This is a genomic window from Pseudomonas sp. SWRI99, assembly GCF_014270125.1.
Taxonomy (GTDB): Bacteria; Pseudomonadota; Gammaproteobacteria; order Pseudomonadales; family Pseudomonadaceae; genus Aquipseudomonas; species Aquipseudomonas hamedanensis.
Map to the genome: position 1 here is coordinate 59,031 of NZ_JABWQR010000032.1, position 22,015 is coordinate 81,045.

The window sequence follows — 22,015 nt, forward strand, 5'->3', positions numbered from 1 at the left end:
ACCCGAAGGTGGCCTTTGTTGCTGGAGCTAAAAAGTCAGCCGAAGCTTACTTCTTCACTTCCCAGCCAGTCAGCTCGGCCAGGGCCTTGCCGATGTCTGCCAGCGAACGCACGGTTTTCACGCCTGCGTCTTGCAGCGCAGCGAATTTCTCGTCTGCAGTGCCTTTGCCGCCAGAGATGATTGCGCCAGCATGGCCCATGCGCTTGCCCGGAGGAGCAGTCACACCAGCAATGTAGGAAACAACCGGCTTGGTCACGTGTGCCTTGATGTAGGCAGCCGCTTCTTCTTCAGCCGAACCGCCGATCTCGCCGATCATGACGATCGCTTCGGTCTTCGGGTCTTCCTGGAACAGCTTCAGGATGTCGATGAAGTTCGAGCCCGGGATCGGGTCACCGCCGATGCCGACGCAAGTCGACTGACCGAAACCGGCGTCAGTGGTCTGCTTCACAGCTTCGTAGGTCAGGGTGCCGGAACGCGAAACGATACCGACCTTGCCTGGCAAGTGAATGTGACCTGGCATGATGCCGATCTTGCATTCGCCTGGGGTGATCACGCCTGGGCAGTTAGGGCCGATCAGGACTACGCCCAGCTCGTCGCACTTAACTTTGGCGTCCAGCATGTCCAGGGTAGGAATGCCTTCGGTGATGCAGACGATCAGCTTGATACCGCCGAATGCCGCTTCCAGGATCGAGTCCTTGCAGAACGGAGCCGGAACGTAGATCACGCTGGCGGTAGCGCCAGTGGCCGCTACTGCGTCTTTGACGGTGTTGAACACTGGCAGGCCCAGGTGCTCGGTGCCGCCCTTGCCCGGAGTTACGCCACCGACCATCTTGGTGCCGTATTCGATGGCTTGCTGGGTGTGGAAACTACCTTGCGAACCGGTAATACCCTGGCAGATAACTTTGGTGTCTTTATTGATCAGGACGCTCATTATTTGCCCTCCGCAGCTTTGACAACTTGTTGAGCAGCGTCGGTCAGGCTGGTAGCAGCGATGATGTTCAAACCGCTTTCTGCCAGTACTTTAGCGCCCAGCTCAGCGTTGTTGCCTTCAAGGCGAACAACAACCGGGATTTTCACGCCGACTTCTTTCACAGCGCCGATGATGCCTTCGGCAATCATGTCGCAGCGAACGATGCCGCCGAAGATGTTGACCAGTACTGCAGCGACATTGGTGTCGGACAGAATGATCTTGAACGCTTCGGTAACGCGTTCCTTGGTAGCACCGCCGCCCACGTCGAGGAAGTTGGCTGGCTTGCCGCCATGCAGGTTGACGATGTCCATGGTACCCATGGCCAGACCGGCACCGTTGACCATGCAGCCGATGTTGCCTTCCAGCGCTACATAGTTCAGTTCGAACTTGGCAGCGTGCGCTTCGCGCGGATCGTCCTGCGACGGATCGTGGAAAGCCTTCAGCTTAGGCTGACGGTACATGGCGTTGGCGTCGATGTTGATCTTGGCGTCGAGGCAGTGCAGATCGCCGTCAGCCTTGATCACCAGCGGGTTCACTTCCAGCAGAGCCAGATCGTGGTCTTTGAACAGCTTGGCCAGACCAACGAAGATCTTGGCGAACTGAGTGACCTGCTTGCCTTCCAGACCCAGCTGGAATGCCAGCTCGCGACCCTGGGATGGCTGAGCGCCAACCAGTGGATCGATAGTGGCCTTGAGAATTTTTTCTGGCGTGTCGTGAGCGATTTTTTCGATGTCCACGCCACCTTCGGTGGAAGCCATGAACACGATGCGACGGCTCGAACGGTCAACGACAGCGCCCAGGTACAGCTCTTTAGCGATATCAGTGCACGATTCAACCAGGATCTTGGTGACTGGCTGGCCATTGGCGTCAGTCTGGTAAGTCACCAGACGCTTGCCCAGCCACTGCTGTGCGAAGGCCTTGGCGTCTTCTTTGCTGCGAACCAGCTTGACGCCGCCCGCTTTACCGCGACCACCGGCGTGAACCTGGGCTTTGACGACCCACTCGTTGCCGCCGATCTTGTCGCAAGCTTCTGCTGCTGCTTCCGGGGTGTCTACTGCGTAACCAGTGGAAACTGGCAGGCCGTATTCAGCGAACAGCTGCTTACCCTGATACTCGTGAAGATTCATGCTTTTTACCGTCTTCGTTAGGTACTGCGCATTCGGCGCTGCGCTCGATTGAGTGCCGCGCCACCTGTGACTGCTGCTTGCGTAGCTGAGCTACGCAAGACTGCGTCCGGCGGACATTCCGCGGTGAGTCTTGCTCGCAAGGCTCACGACGGGCCGCTACCGCCGTGGTTTCTTATTATGTCTTAACGCTTCTTGCGGTTGGCAATGTGGATGGCGCCGCCATTCACTGCCAGAGCAGCTTCGTGCAAGGCTTCAGACAGGGTCGGATGGGAGAAAACCATCATGCCCAGGTCTTCAGCGCTGGTGCCGAATTCCATACCGATCGCGCCCTGCTGAACCAGTTCTGCAGCGCTCGGGCCAATCACGTGCACGCCCAATACGCGGTCAGTCTTGGCATCAGCGATGACCTTGACGAAACCACCGGTATCGTTGGCGGCCATGGCACGGCCGGAAGCGGCGAACGGGAAGGTGCCGACGTTGACTTCAACGCCTTCGGCCTTCAGCGCCTGCTCGGTTTTACCTACCCACGCGATTTCCGGGTGAGTATAAATAACCGAAGGGATCAAATCATAGTTCATCTGAGCCTTGTGGCCCTTGATGCGCTCGACCACCATGATGCCTTCTTCCGAAGCCTTGTGCGCCAGCATCATGCCGCGAACCACGTCACCGATGGCGAAAACGCCCGGTACGGTGGTGGCGCAGTGATCGTCAACGTGCACGAAACCGCGCTCGTCGAGGGTCACGCCGCTGTCGGCAGCCAGCAGATCAGTGGTCACCGGACGGCGACCAACGGCTACGATCAGCTTGTCGAACGTGATGGTCTGTTCGCCGTTGGCATCGGTGTAGTTCACCACGACTTCGTCGCCGTTGACTTTCGAACCGGTAACGCGGGCGCCCAGTTTGATGTCCAGGCCCTGCTTGGTCAGGGTTTTGAATGCTTCCTTGGAAACAGCGGTGTCCGCCGCCATCAGGAAGGTATCCAGCGCTTCGAGAACGGTCACTTCCGCACCCAGACGCGACCATACCGAACCCAGTTCCAGACCGATCACGCCAGCGCCGATCACGCCCAGACGCTTCGGTACGGACTGGAATTCCAGCGCGCCGGTCGAATCAACGATGACGTTCTGATCGACCGGAGCCGGTGGAATGTCGATCGGACGCGAACCTGGAGCCAGGATGACGTTTTCAGCTTCGATGACTTCAACCGAGCCGTCCGGCTTGGTGACTTCGACTTTCTTGCCGGCCAGCAGCTTGCCGTGGCCCTGGATCGAAGTCACGCCGTTGGCCTTGAACAGGGTGGCAACACCGCCGGTCAGGTTCTTGACGATACCGGCCTTGCGGCCAACCATCGCAGCGACGTCCATTTTGACTTCGCCGGTCGAGATACCGTGAACGTTGAAGCTTTCTTTGGCTTCCTTGTATTTCCAGGAGCTGTCCAGCAGCGCCTTGGAAGGAATGCAGCCGACGTTCAGGCAGGTACCGCCCAAGGCTTGCTTGCCTTCGGCATCGGTGTACTTCTCGATGCAGGCAGTGCTCAGACCCAGCTGTGCGGCCTTGATGGCAGCCACATAGCCACCAGGGCCAGCACCGATCACTACTACGTCAAATTTCTGCGACATTCAAAAAATCCTCTTTAGCAATAAAGCTACAAGCCGCAAGCTTCAAGCTGCAAGCCCACCGGCTCGTCTTGAGCTTGAGGCTTGTCGCTGAAAGCTTGCAGCTGTTTCTTAGATATCCAGCAACAGACGAGCCGGATCTTCCAGCAGGTTCTTGATGGTCACCAGGAAGGTTACAGCTTCTTTGCCATCGATCAGACGGTGATCGTAGGACAGTGCCAGGTACATCATCGGACGGATCACGACCTGACCGTTGATGGCCATAGGACGCTGGATGATGTTGTGCATGCCCAGAATCGCTGCCTGCGGCGGGTTGACGATCGGGGTAGACATCATCGAACCGAAGGTACCACCGTTGGTGATGGTGAAGGTACCACCGGTCATCTCGTCCATCGACAGTTTGCCGTCACGGGCTTTCTTGCCAAATGTTGCGATGCCGCCTTCGATTTCAGCCAGGCTCATCAGCTCCGCGTTACGCAGAACCGGTACCACCAGGCCGCGGTCGCTGGAAACGGCAACGCCGATGTCCGCGTAGCCGTGGTAAACGATGTCGCCGCCGTCGATCGACGCGTTGACCGCCGGGAAGCGTTTCAGCGCTTCGGTGGCCGCCTTGACGAAGAACGACATGAAGCCCAGGCGTACGCCGTTGTGGGACTTCTCGAACAGGTCCTTGTACTTCGAACGCAGGGCCATGACTTCGGTCATGTCGACTTCGTTGAACGTGGTCAGCATGGCCATGTTCGACTGTGCTTCAACCAGACGCTTGGCCACGGTGGCACGAACGCGGGTCATCGGTACGCGCTTCTCGATGCGGTCACCAGCAGCGAACACTGGAGCGGCAGCCGAAGGAGCAGCAGCCTTGGCAGGCGCGGCAGCCGGAGCGGCTTTCTTGGCAGCAACCGCTGCAACCACGTCTTCCTTGGTCACACGACCGCCTTTGCCGGTGCCGGCAACGGAGGCGATGTTGATGCCGTTTTCTTCAGCCAGCTTGCGCGCAGCCGGAGCTGCGATCGGGTCATCTTCGCCTTCGGCAGCAGCCGGTGCGGCAGCGGCAGTAGCCGCCGGAGCAGCAGCGGCGGCTGGAGCGGCAGCGGCGCTGCCCTCTTCGATCGAGCCCAGGACCTGGTTCGACAGAACGGTAGCGCCCTCTTCGGCAACGATTGCGCCCAGCACGCCGTCCGCTTCGGCCAATACTTCGAGCACGACTTTGTCGGTTTCGATGTCGACGATCAGGTCGTCACGCTTGACGGCCTCACCTGGTTTCTTGTGCCAGGTGGCAACGGTGCCATCGGCAACCGATTCCGGGAATGACGGGGCTTTGATTTCGATAGCCATTATCTGTGGGTCCTTAAAATTCGGTTTCAGTCAGCGCGAAGGCGTTAAACAGTGAAAGCATCTTGCAGCAGTTTTTCCTGCTGCTCGGCGTGCATCGATGCGTAACCACAAGCTGGCGCAGCCGAAGCCTCACGGCCCGCGTACTCAAGTACGAGAGTCTTGTCGAGGTTGGCGATGCTGCGACGCAAGTGATGCTGGCTGCAGTACCAGGCACCCTGGTTCATCGGCTCTTCCTGACACCACACGGCATGCTTGACGTTGGTGTACGGAGCCAGGACTTCTTTCAAGTCGTCCTCAGGGAACGGATACAGCTGCTCGATACGCACGATGGCGATATCTTCGCGGCCTTCGGCACGGCGTTTTTCCAGCAGGTCGTAGTAGACCTTGCCGCTGCACAGAACCACACGCTCGACCTTTTTCGGGTCCAGGGCGTCGATTTCCGGGATCACGGTCTGGAACGAACCTTCGGCCAGATCTTCCAGGGTCGAGATGGCCAGTTTGTGGCGCAGCAGCGACTTCGGCGTCAGCACGACCAGCGGCTTGCGCAGCGGACGAATCACCTGACGACGCAGCAAGTGGTAGATCTGTGCCGGGGTGGTCGGCATGCACACCTGAATGTTGTGCTCGGCGCACAGCTGCAGGTAACGCTCAAGACGTGCCGAGCTGTGCTCAGGGCCCTGGCCTTCGTAACCGTGTGGCAGCAGCATGGTCAGACCGCAGAGACGGCCCCACTTGTGCTCGCCGCTGGTGATGAACTGGTCGATCACGACCTGTGCACCGTTGGCGAAGTCGCCGAACTGGGCTTCCCAGATCACCAGCGCGTTTGGCGTGGTGGTCGAGTAACCGTATTCGAACGCCAGTACTGCTTCTTCCGAGAGGAACGAGTCGTACAGGTCGAAACGAGGCTGACCGTCGTACAGGTTCTGCAGCGGAATGTAGGTGCCCGCGTCTTTCTGGTTGTGCAGCACAGCGTGACGGTGCGAGAACGTACCGCGGCCGATGTCCTGACCGGTCATGCGGATCGGGTGACCTTCGAACGCCAGGGTCGCGTACGCCATGGTTTCGGCATAACCCCAGTTGATCGGCAGGCCGCCGGCTTGCATCTTCTGACGGTCTTCGTAGATCTTCGCGACCTGACGCTGGACCACGAAGCCTTCCGGAATTTCCAGCAGCTTGGCGGACAGCTCTTGCAGGGTCTTGAGATCGAAGCGAGTGTCGTGACGCGCAGTCCAGGCGTGGCCCAGATACGGACGCCAGTCCACGAACAGCTCTTTGTTCGGCTCTTTGACCAGCGATTTCACGACGTGCAGACCGTTGTCCAGCGCGTTGCGGTATTCGTCGACCTTGGCCTGAACACGCTCAGCGTCGAGCACACCGGCCTGGGTCAGGCGATCAGCGTACAGCTCACGGGTGGTGCGCTGTTTGGTGATCTGCTGATACATCAGAGGCTGGGTGCCGCTTGGCTCGTCGGCCTCGTTGTGGCCGCGACGACGGTAGCAGACCAGGTCGATCACCACGTCACGCTTGAACTGCATGCGGTAGTCGATGGCCAACTGGGTCACGAACAACACGGCTTCCGGATCATCGCCATTCACATGGAGGATCGGCGCCTGGATCATCTTGGCAACGTCGGTGGCGTACTCGGTGGAACGCGAGTCCAGCGGGTTGCTGATGGTGAAACCGACCTGGTTGTTGATCACGATGTGCACGGTACCGCCGGTCTTGAAACCGCGGGTCTGCGACATCTGGAAGGTTTCCATGACCACGCCTTGACCGGCGAACGCCGCGTCACCGTGGATGGAGATCGGCAGCACCTTCTCACCGGTCAGGTCGTTGCGACGGTCCTGACGGGCGCGCACCGAACCTTCGACCACCGGGGAAACGATTTCCAGGTGGGACGGGTTGAACGCCATGGCCAGGTGAACTTCACCGCCGGTGGTCATCACGTTGGACGAGAAGCCCTGGTGATATTTCACGTCGCCGGAGCCCAGCTCGACCTTCTTCTTGCCTTCGAACTCGTCGAACAGCTCGCGCGGGTTCTTGCCGAAGGTGTTGACCAGTACGTTCAGACGACCACGGTGGGCCATGCCGATGACGACTTCCTTGGTGCCGTACGAGCCGGAACGCTGGATCAGTTCGTCGAGCATCGGAATCAGGCTTTCGCCGCCTTCCAGACCGAAACGCTTGGTGCCCGGGTATTTGGTGCCCAGGTATTTTTCCAGGCCTTCACCGGCGGTCACACGCTCAAGCAGGTGGCTCTTGATGTCGGCGGAGTACGTCGGGCGACCACGCACGCTTTCCAGACGCTGCTGGAACCACTGGCGCTGCTCGGAATCGGTGATGTGCGTAAATTCAGCGCCGATGGTGCGGCAATATGTCTGCTGCAACGCTTCGTGAATTTCGCGTAGGCTCGCTTCCTCTTTGCCGATGAACAGGTCGCCGGCACGGAAGGTCGTATCAAGATCGGCATTGGTCAAGCCGTAATGATTGATCGACAGGTCTGCAGGTGCAGGACGCTGCCACAGCCCCAGCGGGTCAAGCTGGGCTGCCTGGTGGCCACGCATACGGTAGGCCTGGATCAATCGCAGCACTTCAACTTGCTTCTTCTCGTGCTCACTGCTCACGCTGCCGGCGGAAACCGGTTGGGCGCGGCGCTGGTTCTTTGCCAGCAGCACGAAATGATCGCGAATTGTCGAGTGCGAAACATCAGTGGCAGAGTTGCCGTCGGCGGGCAACTTCTGAAAGTAGGTGCGCCACTCTTCTGGCACAGCGTTAGGGTCGTGCAGGTAGAGCTCATAAAGCTCTTCCACATAGGCAGCGTTTCCACCTGAAAGGTAGGCGCTGTTCCACATGCGCTGCATCACGCTTTCTTGCATGCTTGGTCACCCTCGGTTAGGGGAACACCATCGGCGTCGACACCGAGCAAACTTGCAGAAGTCCGAATGCAGCGACTAAAACAAGCCACTTAGGATCACACTGATAGTCCGGGTACCAGCCCGGATGCCCCTGCTTGTCTCATTTCTTCAAAATAAGAGCTGCAGCTTATGGCTACGGCTCTGGTTATAGCCATGACGCGGGTTGAAGCCCGCGCCACAGCCTCTACGGTGCAACGATTACAGCAGCTGAATCACACGCCGCTTGAAAGCAGCATGTTACGGATGTGACCGATGGCCTTAGTCGGGTTCAGGCCTTTCGGACATACGTTGACGCAGTTCATGATGCCCCGGCAGCGGAAAACGCTGAACGGGTCATCGAGTGAAGCCAGACGCTCGCTGGTCTTGGTGTCACGGCTGTCAGCCAGAAAACGGTAGGCTTGCAGCAGTGCAGCAGGACCGAGGAACTTGTCAGGGTTCCACCAGAACGATGGGCAGGAAGTCGAGCAGCAGGCGCACAGGATGCACTCGTACAGACCGTCGAGCTTTTCGCGTTCTTCCGGCGATTGCAGACGCTCGATGGCCGGAGCCGGCGTGTCGTTCTGCAGGTAAGGCTTCACCTTCTCGTATTGCTTGTAGAAGATGCTCATATCGACAACCAGGTCACGGATAACCGGCAACCCTGGCAGTGGACGAACGATCAGCTTGTTACCTTTTACAACGGCAGACAGCGGCGTGATGCATGCCAGACCGTTTTTGCCGTTGATGTTCATGCCGTCGGAGCCGCAGACGCCTTCACGGCAGGAGCGACGATAGGAGAAACCCTCGTCCTGCTCTTTGATCAGGGCCAGCACGTCCAGCACCATCAGGTCTTTACCACCGGTATCGACCTGGAAATCCTGCATGAACGGCGCAGCGTCCTGATCAGGGTTGTAGCGATAAACACTGACTTGCAACATGGCGGTCACCCTTAATAAGTCCGGACTTTAGGTTCGAAAGTCGGAACAGTCTTCGGCGAGAAGTTCACGGCACGCTTGGTGACGCGCTTGTCACCCGGGAAGTACAGGGTGTGGCACAGCCAGTTTTCGTCATCACGGTCTTCGAAGTCTTCACGGGCGTGAGCGCCGCGGGACTCTTTACGTACTTCGGCCGCGATGGCGGTAGCTTCAGCCACTTCCAGCAGGTTTTGCAGTTCCAGCGCTTCGATACGTGCAGTGTTGAACGCCTGCGACTTGTCGTTGATCTTCACGTTGGCGATACGCTTGCGCAGATCGGCCAGCTGAGCGATGCCCTTCTGCATGTATTCGCCGGTACGGAATACACCGAAGTAGTTCTGCATGCAGCTTTGCAGCTCGCGACGCAGGGTGGCAACGTCTTCACCGTCGGTACGGTTGTTCAGCGCGTTCAGACGCGACAGGGCAGCTTCGATGTCGGACTCGGTGGCGTCGTCGTATTCGATACCGTCGGTCAGCGCCTTCTCCAGGTGCAGGCCGGCAGCGCGACCGAAGACCACCAGGTCGAGCAGCGAGTTGCCGCCCAGACGGTTGGCACCGTGCACCGATACGCAAGCCACTTCACCTACGGCGAACAGACCAGGAATGATCTGATCCACGCCTTCGGCGTTCTGGGTGATCGCCTGGCCATGAATGTTGGTGGCAACGCCGCCCATCATATAGTGGCAGGTCGGAACAACCGGAACCGGCGCAACCACCGGGTCAACGTGAGCGAAAGTCTTCGACAATTCGCAGATGCCTGGCAGACGGCTGTGCAGCACTTCCTCGCCCAGGTGGTCGAGTTTGAGCATTACGTGGTCGCCATTCGGACCGCAACCGTTGCCGGCGATGATTTCTTTAACCATCGAACGAGCAACCACGTCACGACCGGCCAGGTCTTTCGCGTTCGGAGCATAACGCTCCATGAAACGCTCGCCGTGCTTGTTGATCAGGTAACCACCTTCACCACGGCAGCCTTCTGTAACCAGTACACCGGCGCCGGCGATACCGGTCGGGTGGAACTGCCACATTTCAATGTCTTGTACCGGTACGCCAGCACGCAGGGCCATGCCGACGCCATCACCGGTGTTGATCAGGGCGTTGGTGGTGGAAGCGTAGATACGCCCTGCACCGCCAGTGGCCAATACGGTGGCCTTGGCGCGGATGTAGGAGGTTTCGCCGGTTTCGATGCAGATCGCGATCACACCGACAAACTCGCCTTCCTGGTTTTTCACCAGATCGACAGCGTAGTACTCGTTAAGGAACGTGGTACCGGCTTTCAGGTTGCCCTGATAAAGGGTGTGCAGCAGCGCGTGGCCGGTACGGTCGGACGCCGCGCAGGTACGTGCTGCCTGACCGCCCTTGCCGTAGTCCTTGGACTGGCCACCGAACGGACGCTGGTAGATACGGCCTTGCTCGGTACGCGAGAACGGCAGACCCATGTGGTCCAGCTCGAACACGGCGGCCGGGCCTTCCTGACACATGTATTCGATAGCGTCCTGGTCACCGATGTAGTCGGAACCCTTGACGGTATCGTACATGTGCCAGCGCCAGTCATCGTTCGGATCGGCGGAAGCGATTGCGCAAGTGATGCCACCCTGTGCGGACACAGTGTGCGAACGGGTCGGGAAAACCTTGGTGATCACCGCAGTCTTGTGGCCGCCCTGTGCCAGCTGCAGCGCCGCGCGCATGCCGGCACCGCCACCACCAATAATGATGGCGTCGAAAGAAATCGTTGGAATGTTAGCCATGACTCAGATACCCCAGAGAATCTGCACACCCCAGACGAAGTAAGCGAACATCGCAACGCCGCATACTGCCTGGAAAAGGAAACGTATCGCCGTTGCGGACTTGCCGAACGCCATTGGCGTCAGGTAGTCGGTCGCGATGGTCCACATGCCGACCCAGGCGTGAGCGCCCAGAGCAACAAGGGCCAGCAGGCTGAAAATACGCATTCCGTTGTGGGCGAACAGTTCATGCCACTGGGCATACTCGAGGCCAGGGTTGGCGACGATGTATCCGATCAGAAAGATGAAGTAAGCCGCGAGAACGACCGCAGACACACGTTGCGCCATCCAGTCATAGAGGCCCGAACGCGACAGGTTAGTGACGTTAGTTACCATATCCAGACTCCTGCCAGAACGATTACCACCACGGAAACGGCGATAACGATTTTCGAGCCCAGTTTGCCGCCTTCCAGCGTCTCACCGATGCCCATGTCCATGATCAAGTGGCGCACACCGGCTACCAGGTGATACAGCAGAGCGGACAGGATGCCCCAAATCACTAGCTTGGCTAGCGGACTGGTCAGACACGCTTTCACCTGACCGAAGCCTTCCTCGGAGCTCAGCGACTTGTCCAATGCATAAAGCATGATGGCAAGGCACACAAAGAGGATGACACCGGAGATACGGTGAAGAATGGACGTGTAAGCAGTGACTGGGAGTTTGATGGTCCTTAGGTCTAGGTTTACAGGTCGTTGGCTTTTCACGGCTTTTTTTTCACACTGAAGAGCCCCTAACAATCAGGGCAAAGTTGTTGGGGAGTGCACTGGTCAGGTAACCACCACCCAGGGATGCGACCCCCAATGAAAGCAAGCCCAAAAGCCCTTGGCGGTCGGTGGCCGAGTATAGACAGTTAGGCTACTAATGACAACGCGTTCACCTACCCCCAATAGCGGATTGCACAAGTTGCATAAAAGGCGTAAATGGCAGGCAATTTCGAGGAAAAAGTCGGCTTAAAGCCTTCTGGAGCAAGACTTTAGGCAAATTGACATTCGAATTTATCTCACTATAGTGGTGCGGGCCCTGCGTGGGGGGTCTGTCTGATGGTTCAAGCATAAATAGGAGGCCACATGGCTGACAAAAAAGCGCAGTTGATCATCGAGGGCGCAGCCCCCGTCGAGCTGCCCATTTTAACCGGCACCGTTGGTCCCGATGTAATCGATGTTCGGGGCCTGACGGCCACGGGCCGCTTCACTTTCGACCCGGGTTTCATGTCGACCGCCTCGTGCGAATCGAAGATCACCTATATCGACGGCGACAACGGCATTCTGTTGCACCGCGGCTACCCGATCGAACAGCTGGCTGAAAAGTCGGACTATCTGGAAACCTGCTACCTGCTGCTCAACGGCGAATTGCCGACCGCAGAACAGAAGGCCCAGTTCGTCAGCACCGTGAAAAACCACACCATGGTTCACGAGCAGCTGAAAACCTTCTTCAACGGTTTCCGTCGCGACGCCCACCCGATGGCCGTCATGTGCGGTGTAGTCGGCGCCCTCTCGGCCTTCTACCACGACTCCCTGGACATCAATAACCCGCAGCATCGCGAAATTTCCGCGATCCGCCTGGTTGCGAAGATGCCGACCCTGGCAGCGATGGTTTACAAGTACTCCATGGGCCAACCCATGATGTACCCGCGCAACGACCTGACGTACGCGGAAAACTTCCTGCACATGATGTTCAACACCCCGTGCGAGATCAAACCGATCAGCCCGGTGCTCGCCAAGGCCATGGACCGGATCTTCATCCTCCACGCCGACCACGAGCAGAACGCTTCGACCTCCACCGTGCGTCTGGCCGGCTCTTCGGGTGCCAACCCGTTTGCCTGTATCGCCGCCGGTATCGCCGCACTGTGGGGCCCTGCCCACGGCGGTGCGAACGAAGCCGTGTTGACCATGCTCGATGAAATTGGCGATGTGTCGAACATTGACAAGTTCATCGCCAAGGCCAAGGACAAGAATGATCCGTTCAAGCTGATGGGCTTCGGTCACCGCGTCTACAAGAACCGCGACCCGCGCGCGACTGTGATGAAGCAGACCTGCGACGAAGTGTTGAAGGAACTGGGCATCAATAACGATCCGCAACTCGAACTGGCCATGCGCCTGGAAGAGATCGCCCTGACCGACCCGTACTTCATCGAACGCTCGCTGTACCCGAACGTCGACTTTTACTCGGGGATCATCCTCAAGGCGATCGGCATTCCGACCAGCATGTTCACTGTGATTTTCGCCCTGGCACGTACTGTGGGCTGGATTTCGCACTGGAAGGAAATGTTGTCGAGCCCGTACAAGATTGGCCGTCCGCGCCAGCTCTATACTGGCTACGAGTCGCGTGACATTACTTCGCTGGAAGATCGCAAATAAGGTTTTTTCTTTTTTGTGATGAGTTAGTGGGTGTGTCAGGAACGGCCTCTTATACAGAGGCCGTTTTTGTTTGTGGGCGCAGCGGCCTTTGGGCCGACTAGTTTTTGGGTTTTGGGTGCATATCCGTTGCTGCGGGTGCTGCCGCTGGCGGTTTCGCTCTTACAGCGACTCACTTTTCCAGACGCCGAAAAGTAAGCAAAAGGCTTTGCCCCGGCGTTCGGCCCGCTCGCTGGGGCTCGGGGTTCCTTCGTTACGGGATCGATCCGGGCGCAGCGTTTCCGGTTGGCTTCGCTGCACCTCCTCTCGCTGTGTACGACTTCGTCGTACGGTCGCTGCGCTCCCACGCCCGGGTCGATCCCGTAACGAAGCCTGCCGAAGGGGCGAAATATCAAAAGCCAGAGCCAGAGCCAGAGCCAGAGCCAGATCAAAAGATCGCAGCCTGCGGCAGCTCCTACAGTTGGATCGTTTGTATCTGGTAGGAATTTGTTGGCCGGCAGGCCGTCATCGCGAGTAGGCTCACTCCTACATTTGGAATGCATACACCAGTGAGAAACAGGTCGGCTGTCAGGCCGCCTTCGCGAGCAGGCTCGCTCCCACAGAAAAGCAAAGCAGCGCAGCTGCCCGCGGCAAAGCCGCCCCACTCAACAATGAGCGTTAGCTCGAGTGCTTTTGATCCACGGGCGACTTCGGGAGGCTGAGTGGAGGGATTGATTCGGGCGTGGGAGCGCAGCGACCGTCTGGCGCAGCCAGACACAGCGGAAGGAGGTGCAGCGAAGCAAAGCGGAGCCGCTGCGCCCGGATTGATCCCGCAGCGAAGGAACCCGAGCCTGCGAGGGCCGAACGCAGGAGCAAGCGTTTTTTGCTTACTTTTTTTGGCGTTTGAAAAAAAGTGAGTCGCCGTAAGGGCGAAACCCTAAGCCGCCGTGACCGCAGCAACGGATATACACACCAAACCAACCAATAACCTCCCACAAAAAAAACGCCCCGATCTCTCAACCAGGGCATTTTCTTGTAGCTTGTAGCTTGTAGCTTGTAGCTTGTAGCTTGTAGCTCGTAGCTGACCCCTTAGTGCGAAACCGCCCCACTCGCCCCCAACCCGGTCTGCGAACGCACAAACTGCGGGAAGAACAGCGCCCGCTCATTGTCCGCAGCCGCCGACTTGTCAGTGATCGAGAAGAACCAGATCCCCACAAATGCAATGATCATGGAAAACAGCGCTGGATATTCGTAAGGGAAAATCGCCTTCTCGTGGTGCAGAATCTGCACCCAAATGGTCGGGCCAAGCACCATCAACCCCACCGCACTGACCAGCCCCAACCAGCCGCCGATCATCGCGCCACGGGTGGTCAGCTTCTTCCAGTACATCGAAAGCAACAGCACCGGGAAGTTACAGCTCGCCGCAATCGAGAACGCCAGGCCCACCATGAACGCGATGTTCTGGCTTTCGAACAGAATGCCCAGACCAATCGCCAGCACCGCGAGGGCAATGGTGGTGATCTTCGAAACGCGGATCTCGTCCTTCTCGTTGGCCTTGCCCTTCTTGATCACACTGGCATACAGGTCATGCGACACCGCCGAAGCGCCGGCCAAAGTCAGACCCGCAACCACCGCGAGAATGGTCGCGAATGCCACTGCCGAGATGAAACCAAGGAAGATACTGCCACCGACCGCGTTGGCCAGATGCACCGCCGCCATGTTGTTGCCGCCGAGCAAGGCGCCCGCTGCATCTTTGAACGCCGGATTGGTGCTGACCAGCAGGATCGCGCCGAAGCCGATGATGAAGGTCAGGATGTAGAAGTAGCCGATGAAGCCAGTAGCGTACAGCACGCTTTTACGCGCTTCTTTGGCGTCACTCACGGTGAAGAAGCGCATCAGAATGTGCGGCAGGCCCGCCGTACCGAACATCAACGCCAGACCCAGCGAGAACGCGGAAATCGGATCTTTCACCAGACCGCCCGGGCTCATGATCGCTTCGCCCTTGGCGTGAACCTTGATTGCTTCGGAGAACAGCGTGTTGAAGTCGAAGCCGACGTGCTTCATCACCATCAGTGCCATGAACGAGGCGCCGGACAGCAACAGCACAGCCTTGATGATTTGCACCCAAGTGGTCGCCAGCATGCCGCCGAACAGCACGTACAGGCACATCAGCACGCCGACCAGAATCACCGCAACGTGGTAATCGAGGCCGAACAGCAGCTGGATCAGCTTGCCGGCGCCGACCATCTGCGCGATCAGGTAGAACGCCACCACCACCAGCGAACCGCAGGCGGACAGGGTGCGAATCTGGGTTTGCCCGAGGCGGTAGGACGCCACGTCGGCAAAGGTGTATTTACCCAGGTTACGCAGACGCTCGGCAATCAGGAACAGAATGATCGGCCAGCCCACCAGGAAGCCGATCGAGTAGATCAGGCCATCGTAGCCAGAGGTGAACACCAGCGCGGAAATCCCCAGGAAAGACGCCGCCGACATGTAGTCACCGGCAATCGCCAGACCGTTCTGGAAACCGGTGATCTTGCCGCCTGCCGCATAGTAATCGGCGGCCGAGTTGTTCTTCTTCGAAGCCCAGTAGGTGATGTACAACGTCGCGCCAACGAAGGCCACGAACATAAGGATCGCCGCAACGTTCAGCGGTTGCTTGGCCACCGCACCGGTCAGGGCATCAGCCGCAAAGGCGCCGGGTGCAAACGCTGCAATGCTCAGAAGAGCCAGTAGACGCCGGATCATTGCTGAGCCTCCTTGAGAATCGCATTGTTCAGGTCGTCGAACTCGCCATTGGCGCGGCGGACATAAATGCCGGTCAGGATGAAGGCCGAAACAATCAGGCCGACACCGATCGGGATGCCCCAGGTAATCGAAGATTCAGGACTGAGTTTTGCCCCCAGTACATGCGGGCCGTATGCGATCAGAAGAATGAATCCAGAGTAGAGCCCGAGCATGATCGCCGAGAGTATCCAGGCGAACTTTTCCCTTTTTCGCACCAGCTCCTTGAATCGGGGACTGTTTTGAATCGAGAGGTAAATGCTGTCGTTCATTGTTTTTATCCTCGCAGCACAGATTATTGTTGGAACGTAGCTAATGTATGCGGCTGCGAGAGAGGTTCCAGACGACCTTAGTAGTAGAAGGCCATGACCCTTCTGCCATTTTTAAGCACACACAAAAACAACTGTGGGAGCGAGCTTGCTCGCGAAAGCGCCGTGTCAGCCGATATCGCATCAACTGACAGATTGCATTCGCGAGCAGGCTCGCTCCCACAGGGGGTGTGGCGGTGTTGAAATTATTTGGTCCAGTCAGCTACACGATCAGGGTGTTTTGCCACCCAGTCCTTGGCTGCTGCATCAGGCTTGGCACCATCCTGAATCGCCAGCATGACCTCGCCGATTTCGTCTTTCGAGGCCCACTGGAAGTTTTTCAGGAACTTGGCCACTTCCGGCGCCTTGGCTTCCAGGCCTTTGCTGCCGATGCTGTTCACGGTTTCAGCCGCGCCATACACGCCTTTCGGGTCGTCAAGGAAGCGCAGTTTCCACTTGGCGAACATCCAGTGCGGCACCCAACCGGTGACGGCGATGGATTCGTTTTTCTTCTCGGCACGGGTCAGCTCGGCAATCATGCCGGCGCCGGAACTGGCCTTGAGGCTGTACTTGTCGAGGCCGTAATCCTTGATCGCCTGATCAGTCTTGAGCATCACCCCTGAACCGGCGTCGATGCCGACGATGCGATTTTTGAAGGTGTCGTCGGTTTTAAGGTCTTCGATCGACTTGGCTTTGACGTACTCCGGCACGATCAGGCCGATTTTCGCATCCTTGAAGTTCGGGCCGTAATCGACGACCTGATCCTTGTTCTTGGTCCAGTAATCGCCGTGGGTGATCGGCAGCCAGGCCGAGAGCATGGCGTCAAGTTTGCCGGTGGCAACGCCCTGCCACATGATCCCGGTGGCGACGGCTTGCAGCTTCACGTCGTAACCGAGTTTCTGCTTGATCACTTCGGCCGCCACGTGGGTGGTCGCGACGCTGTCGGACCAGCCGTCAACGTAACCGATGTTCAGGGTCTGTTTTTCAGCGTTGGCGAAAGTGGAACTCATCGCAAGCGCCAGAACGGCACCTGCGCCTAACAGTCGTCGCATCTTCATCGTTACTTCCCCGAAATGCTGCGCCCGACGGATGCCGGACATCGTCAACGTATTGTTATGGTGCACAGCGCCCTCACCACCGCCGAGTGCAAACCCGTTCGAGCCACGGCGCGATTTATCCAAGGGTACTGACGCTTCGATCATCAACCTGACGCCGCTGGCGACCTGCTCTGTCAGCGACCTCAAGGCAACGAGAAACGACATCAGAACGCCATTAACCACCCTTGAATATTTGACGCCAGACAATCCGCCCGAACTTTGCATGGGCAACGCCTGCGAGTCACCTTCCCGTCCGAAAATGCAGGTAACATGCGTCGCTTTGCAGCCACTCGGCCCGACCATGTCCGCGACGTCCCGCTCCCCCCTTCTCGCTTATCTGTTCGCCTGCCTGCTCGGGCTGTTCGCCATCGGCGGCTTCTGGTACGGCCTCGGCCAACCGGTGGTGCTGCCGGACGCCGCGACACCGACGCACAAGCTGCAATGCGCCTCGTACACGCCCTTCGATAAAGACCAATCGCCGTTCGACGTCCCGTTCAAATTGCGCCCCGAGCGCATGGACGCCGACCTTGCACTGCTGGCAACGCGTTTTGAATGTATCCGCACCTACTCGATGACCGGCCTGGAGGCGCTACCGGACCTGGCGCGTAAACATGGCCTGAAAGTAATGATCGGCGCCTGGGTCAACAGCAACCCGGTGGACAGCGAAAAAGAGATCGACCTGCTGATCAAATCGGCCAACGCCAATCCCGACGTGGTCACGGCCGTCATCGTTGGCAACGAGGCCTTGCTGCGCAAGGAAGTCACTGGCGCGCAACTGGTCCGACTGATCGACAAAGTCAAAAGCCAGGTCAAGCAGCCAGTGACTTACGCCGATGTCTGGGAGTTCTGGCTCAAACACCCGGAAGTCGCGCCGGCCGTGGATTTCCTGACTATTCACCTGCTGCCCTACTGGGAAGATGACCCGTCGAATATCGACGTCGCCCTGCAACACGTCTCGGACGTACGCCAGGTGTTCGGCAATAAGTTCGCGCCCAAGGACGTGATGATCGGCGAAACCGGCTGGCCGAGCGAAGGCCGCCAGCGCGAGACCGCGGTGCCGAGCCGGGTCAACGAAGCGAAATTCATTCGCGGCTTTGTTGCCATGGCCGAGAGAGAAGGCTGGCGTTACAACCTGATCGAAGCCTTCGATCAGCCGTGGAAGCGCGGCAGCGAAGGCGCAGTCGGCGGCTATTGGGGTCTGTTCGATGCCGATCGCCAGGACAAGGGCGTGCTCGCCGGGCCGGTGAGCAATGTGCCTTACTGGCAACAGTGGCTGGCGGTCGGTGGTTTGATATTCCTTGGCACGCTGTTCCTTGGCGGTCGTGTCCGCACAACGCGCGCGGCGTTGCTGCTCCCGCTGCTGGGCGCCCTCGCCGCCTGCTCGCTGGGCGCCTGGGGGGATCTGGCGCGGCTGACCACGCGATTTGCCAGTGAATGGCTGTGGGTCGGCTTGCTGACCGCGTTGAATTTGTTGGTGCTCGCGCATGCCGCGCTGACGTTGAGCTCACGCAGCGGTTGGCGCTCACGCGCATTCGATTGCCTTGAGCGTCGCGCCGGCTGGCTGGTCGCGACGGCAGGTTTTGCGGCGGCGGTGATGATGCTGGAAATGGTCTTCGACCCGCGTTATCGCAGTTTCGCCAGCATGGCGTTCGTGCTGCCGGCGCTGGTTTATCTGTGCCGGCCGGTGAACGTGCCGCGGCGCGAGATCGCCTTGCTGACCTTTATGATCGGTGCAGGGATTGCGCCGCAGTTGTATCAGGAAGGCTTGTTGAATCAACAGGCGTGGGGCTGGGCGCTGGTCAGCGGGTTGATGGTGGTGGCGTTGTGGCGTTGCCTGCGGGTGCGCAAGGCCTGATTCAGCGCCTTCGAAATCGCCATCGCTGGCAAGCCAGCTCCCACAGGATTTCTGTTGCACACAAATGTTGTGTTCACCTCACTCCCTGTGGGAGCGGGCTTGCCCGCGATGACTGACTGTCAGGCGCCGCGAGAGGATCTGACCAACCGCAACCCGGAAATCACCACCGCAAACACCGCCAACGTCGTGTTGTACAACGCCAGCGCCGGCAAACCCAACACCAGCGCCAGCACCGCCAGCCACCACCCTGCCCGTCCGGGCACAACGAAACCCGACACCGCCGTCCCCAGCGCCGCCCAGCCCAGCAGCTTGAAATGGATCATCAGCCCCAGGTTCGAACGCACGACGCATTCCCAACGGCTGGCCTCATCCACGCAGATGCCCACCCAGCGTCCGTCCTCCATAAAGCCATATCGCGCGCCATAGCTTGCGGCCAGCCACAACGGCAAGAGAACGAGCAGCACAATCACGGGCAAGCGGCGGGACATGAAGCACTCCAATCTACGGAAATCGGCGGCCAGCTTAATCTGCCGTGATCCATACGCAAGCGCTAACAACACTTAACTGTTCATCCAGGCCGTGCAAAGTGTATCGTCCAGCTACTATTACTCCGAATTCTGCCTGTTTGGTGCCGAGGCATGGCACTTTGGTGCAAACCCGGTGGTCATAGCCTGCGAACTTCATCCGGCACCTTCCTCTAAGGGATCTAGTCATGCTCCGTTCCTTGCGCTTCGCCGCGCTGTTCAGCGGCCTTATTTCGAGTGCGTCCGCACTGGCGGTGGATATCGACGCCGCCAGTTATGGCTACCCGCTGACCAACCCGTTCGAGGCGACTATCGCCACGACTCCGCCGGACCTGCGTCCGGAATTGCCGCTGGACGACGACATCAACCAGTCCGATCGCAGCCTTACGCTGCGCCCGGAGCGCGAGTTCCAGTTGCCGGACAATTTCTGGGCGGTAAAAAAGCTCACTTATCGCATCGCCACCCAGGACAAGCCGGCACCGCTGATCTTCCTGATTGCCGGTACCGGCGCGCGCTATGACAGCACCCTCAACGAATACCTGAAAAAACTCTATTACAAGGCCGGCTACCACGTCGTGCAGCTGTCGTCGCCCACCAGCTTCGACTTCATCAGCGCCGCCTCGCGTTTCGCCACCCCGGGCGTCACCAAGGAAGACGCCGAGGACATGTACCGGGTGATGCAAGCGGTGCGGGCGCAGAACCCGAAACTGCCGGTCACCGAGTATTACCTGACCGGCTACAGCCTCGGCGCGCTGGATGCCGCGTTCGTCGCGCATCTGGACGAGACGCGCCGCAGCTTCAACTTCAAGAAAGTCCTGCTGCTCAACCCGCCAGTCAACCTTTACACCTCGGTGACCAACCTCGACAAACTGGTGCAAACCGAGGTTAAAGGCATCAACAGCAGTACCACGTTCTATGAACTGGTGCTGGGCAAGTTGACCCGCTACTTCCAGCAGAAGGGCTACATCGACCTCAACGATGCCTTGCTCTACGACTTCCAGCAGTCCAAGCAGCACCTCACCAATGAGCAGATGGCCATGCTGATCGGTACGTCGTTCCGCTTCTCGGCAGCCGACATTGCCTACACCTCGGACCTGGTCAACCGTCGTGGGCTGATCACCCCGCCGAAGTACCCGATTACCGAAAGCACCAGCCTCACGCCGTTCCTCAAGCGTGCATTGCAGTGCGATTTCGACTGCTACCTGACCGAGCAGGTGATTCCGATGTGGCGTGCGCGCACCGATGGCGGCAGCCTGCTGCAACTGATCGATCAGGTCAGCCTGTATGCGCTCAAGGATTACCTGCACGACAGCCCGAAAATCGCCGTGATGCACAACGCCGACGACGTCATCCTCGGCCCGGGCGACCTCGGTTTCCTGCGCAAGACCTTCGGTGACCGTCTGACCGTATATCCACTGGGCGGCCACTGCGGCAACCTTAACTACCGCGTCAACAGCGACGCCATGCTGGAGTTCTTCCGTGGCTAAATATCTCCTGCTGATTGCAGCGTTCCTCTGTGCAGGCGTGGCCCAGGCCGACAACAGCAAAGCCAATGCACCGGTGGTGGTCGACAGCGACGGTTTCAAGGAGCCGCTGACCAAACTCAAGTTCAACCCGGGCCTGGACCAGCGCGAGTTCGAGCGCTCGACGCTCAACGCGCTGAACGTCTACGACCCGCTGGAGTCGTGGAACCGTCGGGTTTATCACTTTAACTACCGCTTCGACCAGTGGGTGTTCCTGCCGGTGGTTGACGGGTATCGCTACATCACGCCGAGCTTCGTGCGCACCGGGGTGAGCAACTTCTTCAACAACATTGGCGACGTGCCGAACCTGGTCAACAGCCTGTTGCAGTTCAAGGGCCAGCGCTCGATGGAAACCACTGCGCGCCTGCTGCTCAACACCACGATCGGCATTGCCGGCCTGTGGGACCCGGCCACCGCCATGGGCCTGCCGCGCCAGAGCGAAGACTTCGGCCAGACCCTGGGCTTCTATGGCGTGCCGGGCGGCGCCTACTTCGTGCTGCCGATCTTCGGCCCCTCGAACATCCGCGACACGGCGGGCCTTGCCGTGGATTACACCGCCGACTCTGCGATCAACTTCCTCAATGTGGCGGAAGTCAGCTCCAACCATCCTGAAGTCTGGGCATTGCGTGCGATCGACAAGCGCTATCAGACCAGCTTCCGCTATGGCCAGATGAATTCGCCGTTCGAGTACGAGAAAGTGCGTTACGTGTACACCGAGGCGCGTAAATTGCAGATTGCCGAGTAATTTCGGCGGGTACAAAAAGGGCCATTCGATGCAAGTCGAATGGCCCTTTTTCATGGCACAACACCCACCAACTGTAGGAGTGAGCCTGCTCGCGATAGCGGTGTGTCAGACGATTAATTTGTGTCTGAGATACCGCAATCGCGAGC

Annotated in this window: 17 protein-coding genes; 4 read left to right on the forward strand and 13 right to left on the reverse strand. The window is 58.8% G+C overall.

What is annotated here, in order from left to right; translation table 11 throughout:
* Window positions 1-46: 46 nt before the first annotated feature.
* From sucD to sdhC, 9 genes are all read right to left on the reverse strand, one after another.
* Window positions 47-931 carry a succinate--CoA ligase subunit alpha gene (gene sucD / locus HU743_RS22835; protein ID WP_186551045.1) on the reverse strand — a complete coding sequence of 295 codons (885 nt, stop codon included), beginning with the start codon at window positions 929-931 and terminating at the stop codon, window positions 47-49.
* Entirely contained in the window at window positions 931-2,097 is a 1,167-nt protein-coding gene (sucC, locus tag HU743_RS22840) for an ADP-forming succinate--CoA ligase subunit beta (RefSeq protein WP_186551046.1), read from the reverse strand. The genes sucD and sucC overlap by 1 nt, the downstream gene beginning before the upstream one ends.
* Before the next feature lie 182 nt (window positions 2,098-2,279).
* On the reverse strand, window positions 2,280-3,716 hold the full coding sequence (gene lpdA, locus HU743_RS22845; protein ID WP_186551047.1) for a dihydrolipoyl dehydrogenase: 1,437 nt from the start codon (window positions 3,714-3,716) through the stop codon (window positions 2,280-2,282).
* Between the two features lie 108 nt (window positions 3,717-3,824).
* Window positions 3,825-5,048: a 2-oxoglutarate dehydrogenase complex dihydrolipoyllysine-residue succinyltransferase gene (odhB, locus tag HU743_RS22850; RefSeq protein ID WP_186551048.1), complete on the reverse strand. Its 1,224-nt coding sequence runs from the start codon at window positions 5,046-5,048 to the stop codon at window positions 3,825-3,827.
* A gap of 44 nt (window positions 5,049-5,092) precedes the next feature.
* Window positions 5,093-7,924, reverse strand: coding sequence for a 2-oxoglutarate dehydrogenase E1 component (locus tag HU743_RS22855; RefSeq protein WP_041479560.1), 2,832 nt, complete (start codon window positions 7,922-7,924; stop codon window positions 5,093-5,095).
* 251 nt (window positions 7,925-8,175) lie between these two features.
* Entirely contained in the window at window positions 8,176-8,880 is a 705-nt protein-coding gene (locus tag HU743_RS22860; protein WP_016773675.1) for a succinate dehydrogenase iron-sulfur subunit, read from the reverse strand.
* Window positions 8,881-8,891: 11 nt separating this feature from the next.
* Window positions 8,892-10,664 carry a succinate dehydrogenase flavoprotein subunit gene (sdhA, locus tag HU743_RS22865; protein WP_186534249.1) on the reverse strand — a complete coding sequence of 591 codons (1,773 nt, stop codon included), beginning with the start codon at window positions 10,662-10,664 and terminating at the stop codon, window positions 8,892-8,894.
* Window positions 10,665-10,667: 3 nt separating this feature from the next.
* The gene (sdhD, locus tag HU743_RS22870) at window positions 10,668-11,036 is read right to left on the reverse strand and encodes a succinate dehydrogenase, hydrophobic membrane anchor protein (RefSeq protein WP_008049683.1); all 369 of its coding nucleotides are present in this window, start codon (window positions 11,034-11,036) and stop codon (window positions 10,668-10,670) included.
* Complete coding sequence (gene sdhC / locus HU743_RS22875; protein ID WP_016773673.1) at window positions 11,030-11,404, reverse strand: succinate dehydrogenase, cytochrome b556 subunit; 375 nt, start codon at window positions 11,402-11,404, stop codon at window positions 11,030-11,032. The genes sdhD and sdhC overlap by 7 nt, the downstream gene beginning before the upstream one ends.
* Window positions 11,405-11,767: 363 nt before the next feature.
* Here sdhC and gltA point away from each other — a divergent pair, with 363 nt between their 5' ends.
* A complete protein-coding gene (gene gltA, locus HU743_RS22880; protein ID WP_101158686.1) occupies window positions 11,768-13,057 on the forward strand; it encodes a citrate synthase in 1,290 nt (429 codons plus the stop codon).
* Window positions 13,058-14,122: 1,065 nt separating this feature from the next.
* Here the strand turns inward: gltA and HU743_RS22885 are convergent.
* The 3 genes from HU743_RS22885 to HU743_RS22895 all read right to left on the reverse strand — a co-directional run bounded on the left by HU743_RS22885 (window position 14,123) and on the right by HU743_RS22895 (window position 17,183).
* Complete coding sequence (locus tag HU743_RS22885; RefSeq protein ID WP_186651375.1) at window positions 14,123-15,781, reverse strand: cation acetate symporter; 1,659 nt, start codon at window positions 15,779-15,781, stop codon at window positions 14,123-14,125.
* Window positions 15,778-16,089, reverse strand: a complete 312-nt coding sequence (locus HU743_RS22890) for a DUF485 domain-containing protein (RefSeq protein WP_186551050.1) — start codon at window positions 16,087-16,089, stop codon at window positions 15,778-15,780. Before HU743_RS22890 ends, HU743_RS22885 begins: the two co-directional genes overlap by 4 nt.
* Before the next feature lie 242 nt (window positions 16,090-16,331).
* Complete coding sequence (locus HU743_RS22895; protein WP_186620317.1) at window positions 16,332-17,183, reverse strand: glycine betaine ABC transporter substrate-binding protein; 852 nt, start codon at window positions 17,181-17,183, stop codon at window positions 16,332-16,334.
* 298 nt (window positions 17,184-17,481) lie between these two features.
* Between HU743_RS22895 and HU743_RS22900 the strand changes: the two genes are divergently transcribed.
* The gene (locus tag HU743_RS22900; protein ID WP_186651381.1) at window positions 17,482-19,077 is read left to right on the forward strand and encodes a glycosyl hydrolase family 17 protein; all 1,596 of its coding nucleotides are present in this window, start codon (window positions 17,482-17,484) and stop codon (window positions 19,075-19,077) included.
* A gap of 119 nt (window positions 19,078-19,196) precedes the next feature.
* Here the strand turns inward: HU743_RS22900 and HU743_RS22905 are convergent, their stop codons facing one another.
* The gene (locus tag HU743_RS22905; protein WP_186651377.1) at window positions 19,197-19,565 is read right to left on the reverse strand and encodes a hypothetical protein; all 369 of its coding nucleotides are present in this window, start codon (window positions 19,563-19,565) and stop codon (window positions 19,197-19,199) included.
* 224 nt (window positions 19,566-19,789) lie between these two features.
* Here HU743_RS22905 and HU743_RS22910 point away from each other — a divergent pair, with 224 nt between their 5' ends.
* Window positions 19,790-21,088, forward strand: a complete 1,299-nt coding sequence (locus HU743_RS22910; protein WP_186551054.1) for a serine/threonine protein kinase — start codon at window positions 19,790-19,792, stop codon at window positions 21,086-21,088.
* Window positions 21,081-21,869, forward strand: coding sequence for a VacJ family lipoprotein (locus HU743_RS22915; protein WP_186551055.1), 789 nt, complete (start codon window positions 21,081-21,083; stop codon window positions 21,867-21,869). Before HU743_RS22910 ends, HU743_RS22915 begins: the two co-directional genes overlap by 8 nt.
* Window positions 21,870-22,015: the final 146 nt, after the last annotated feature.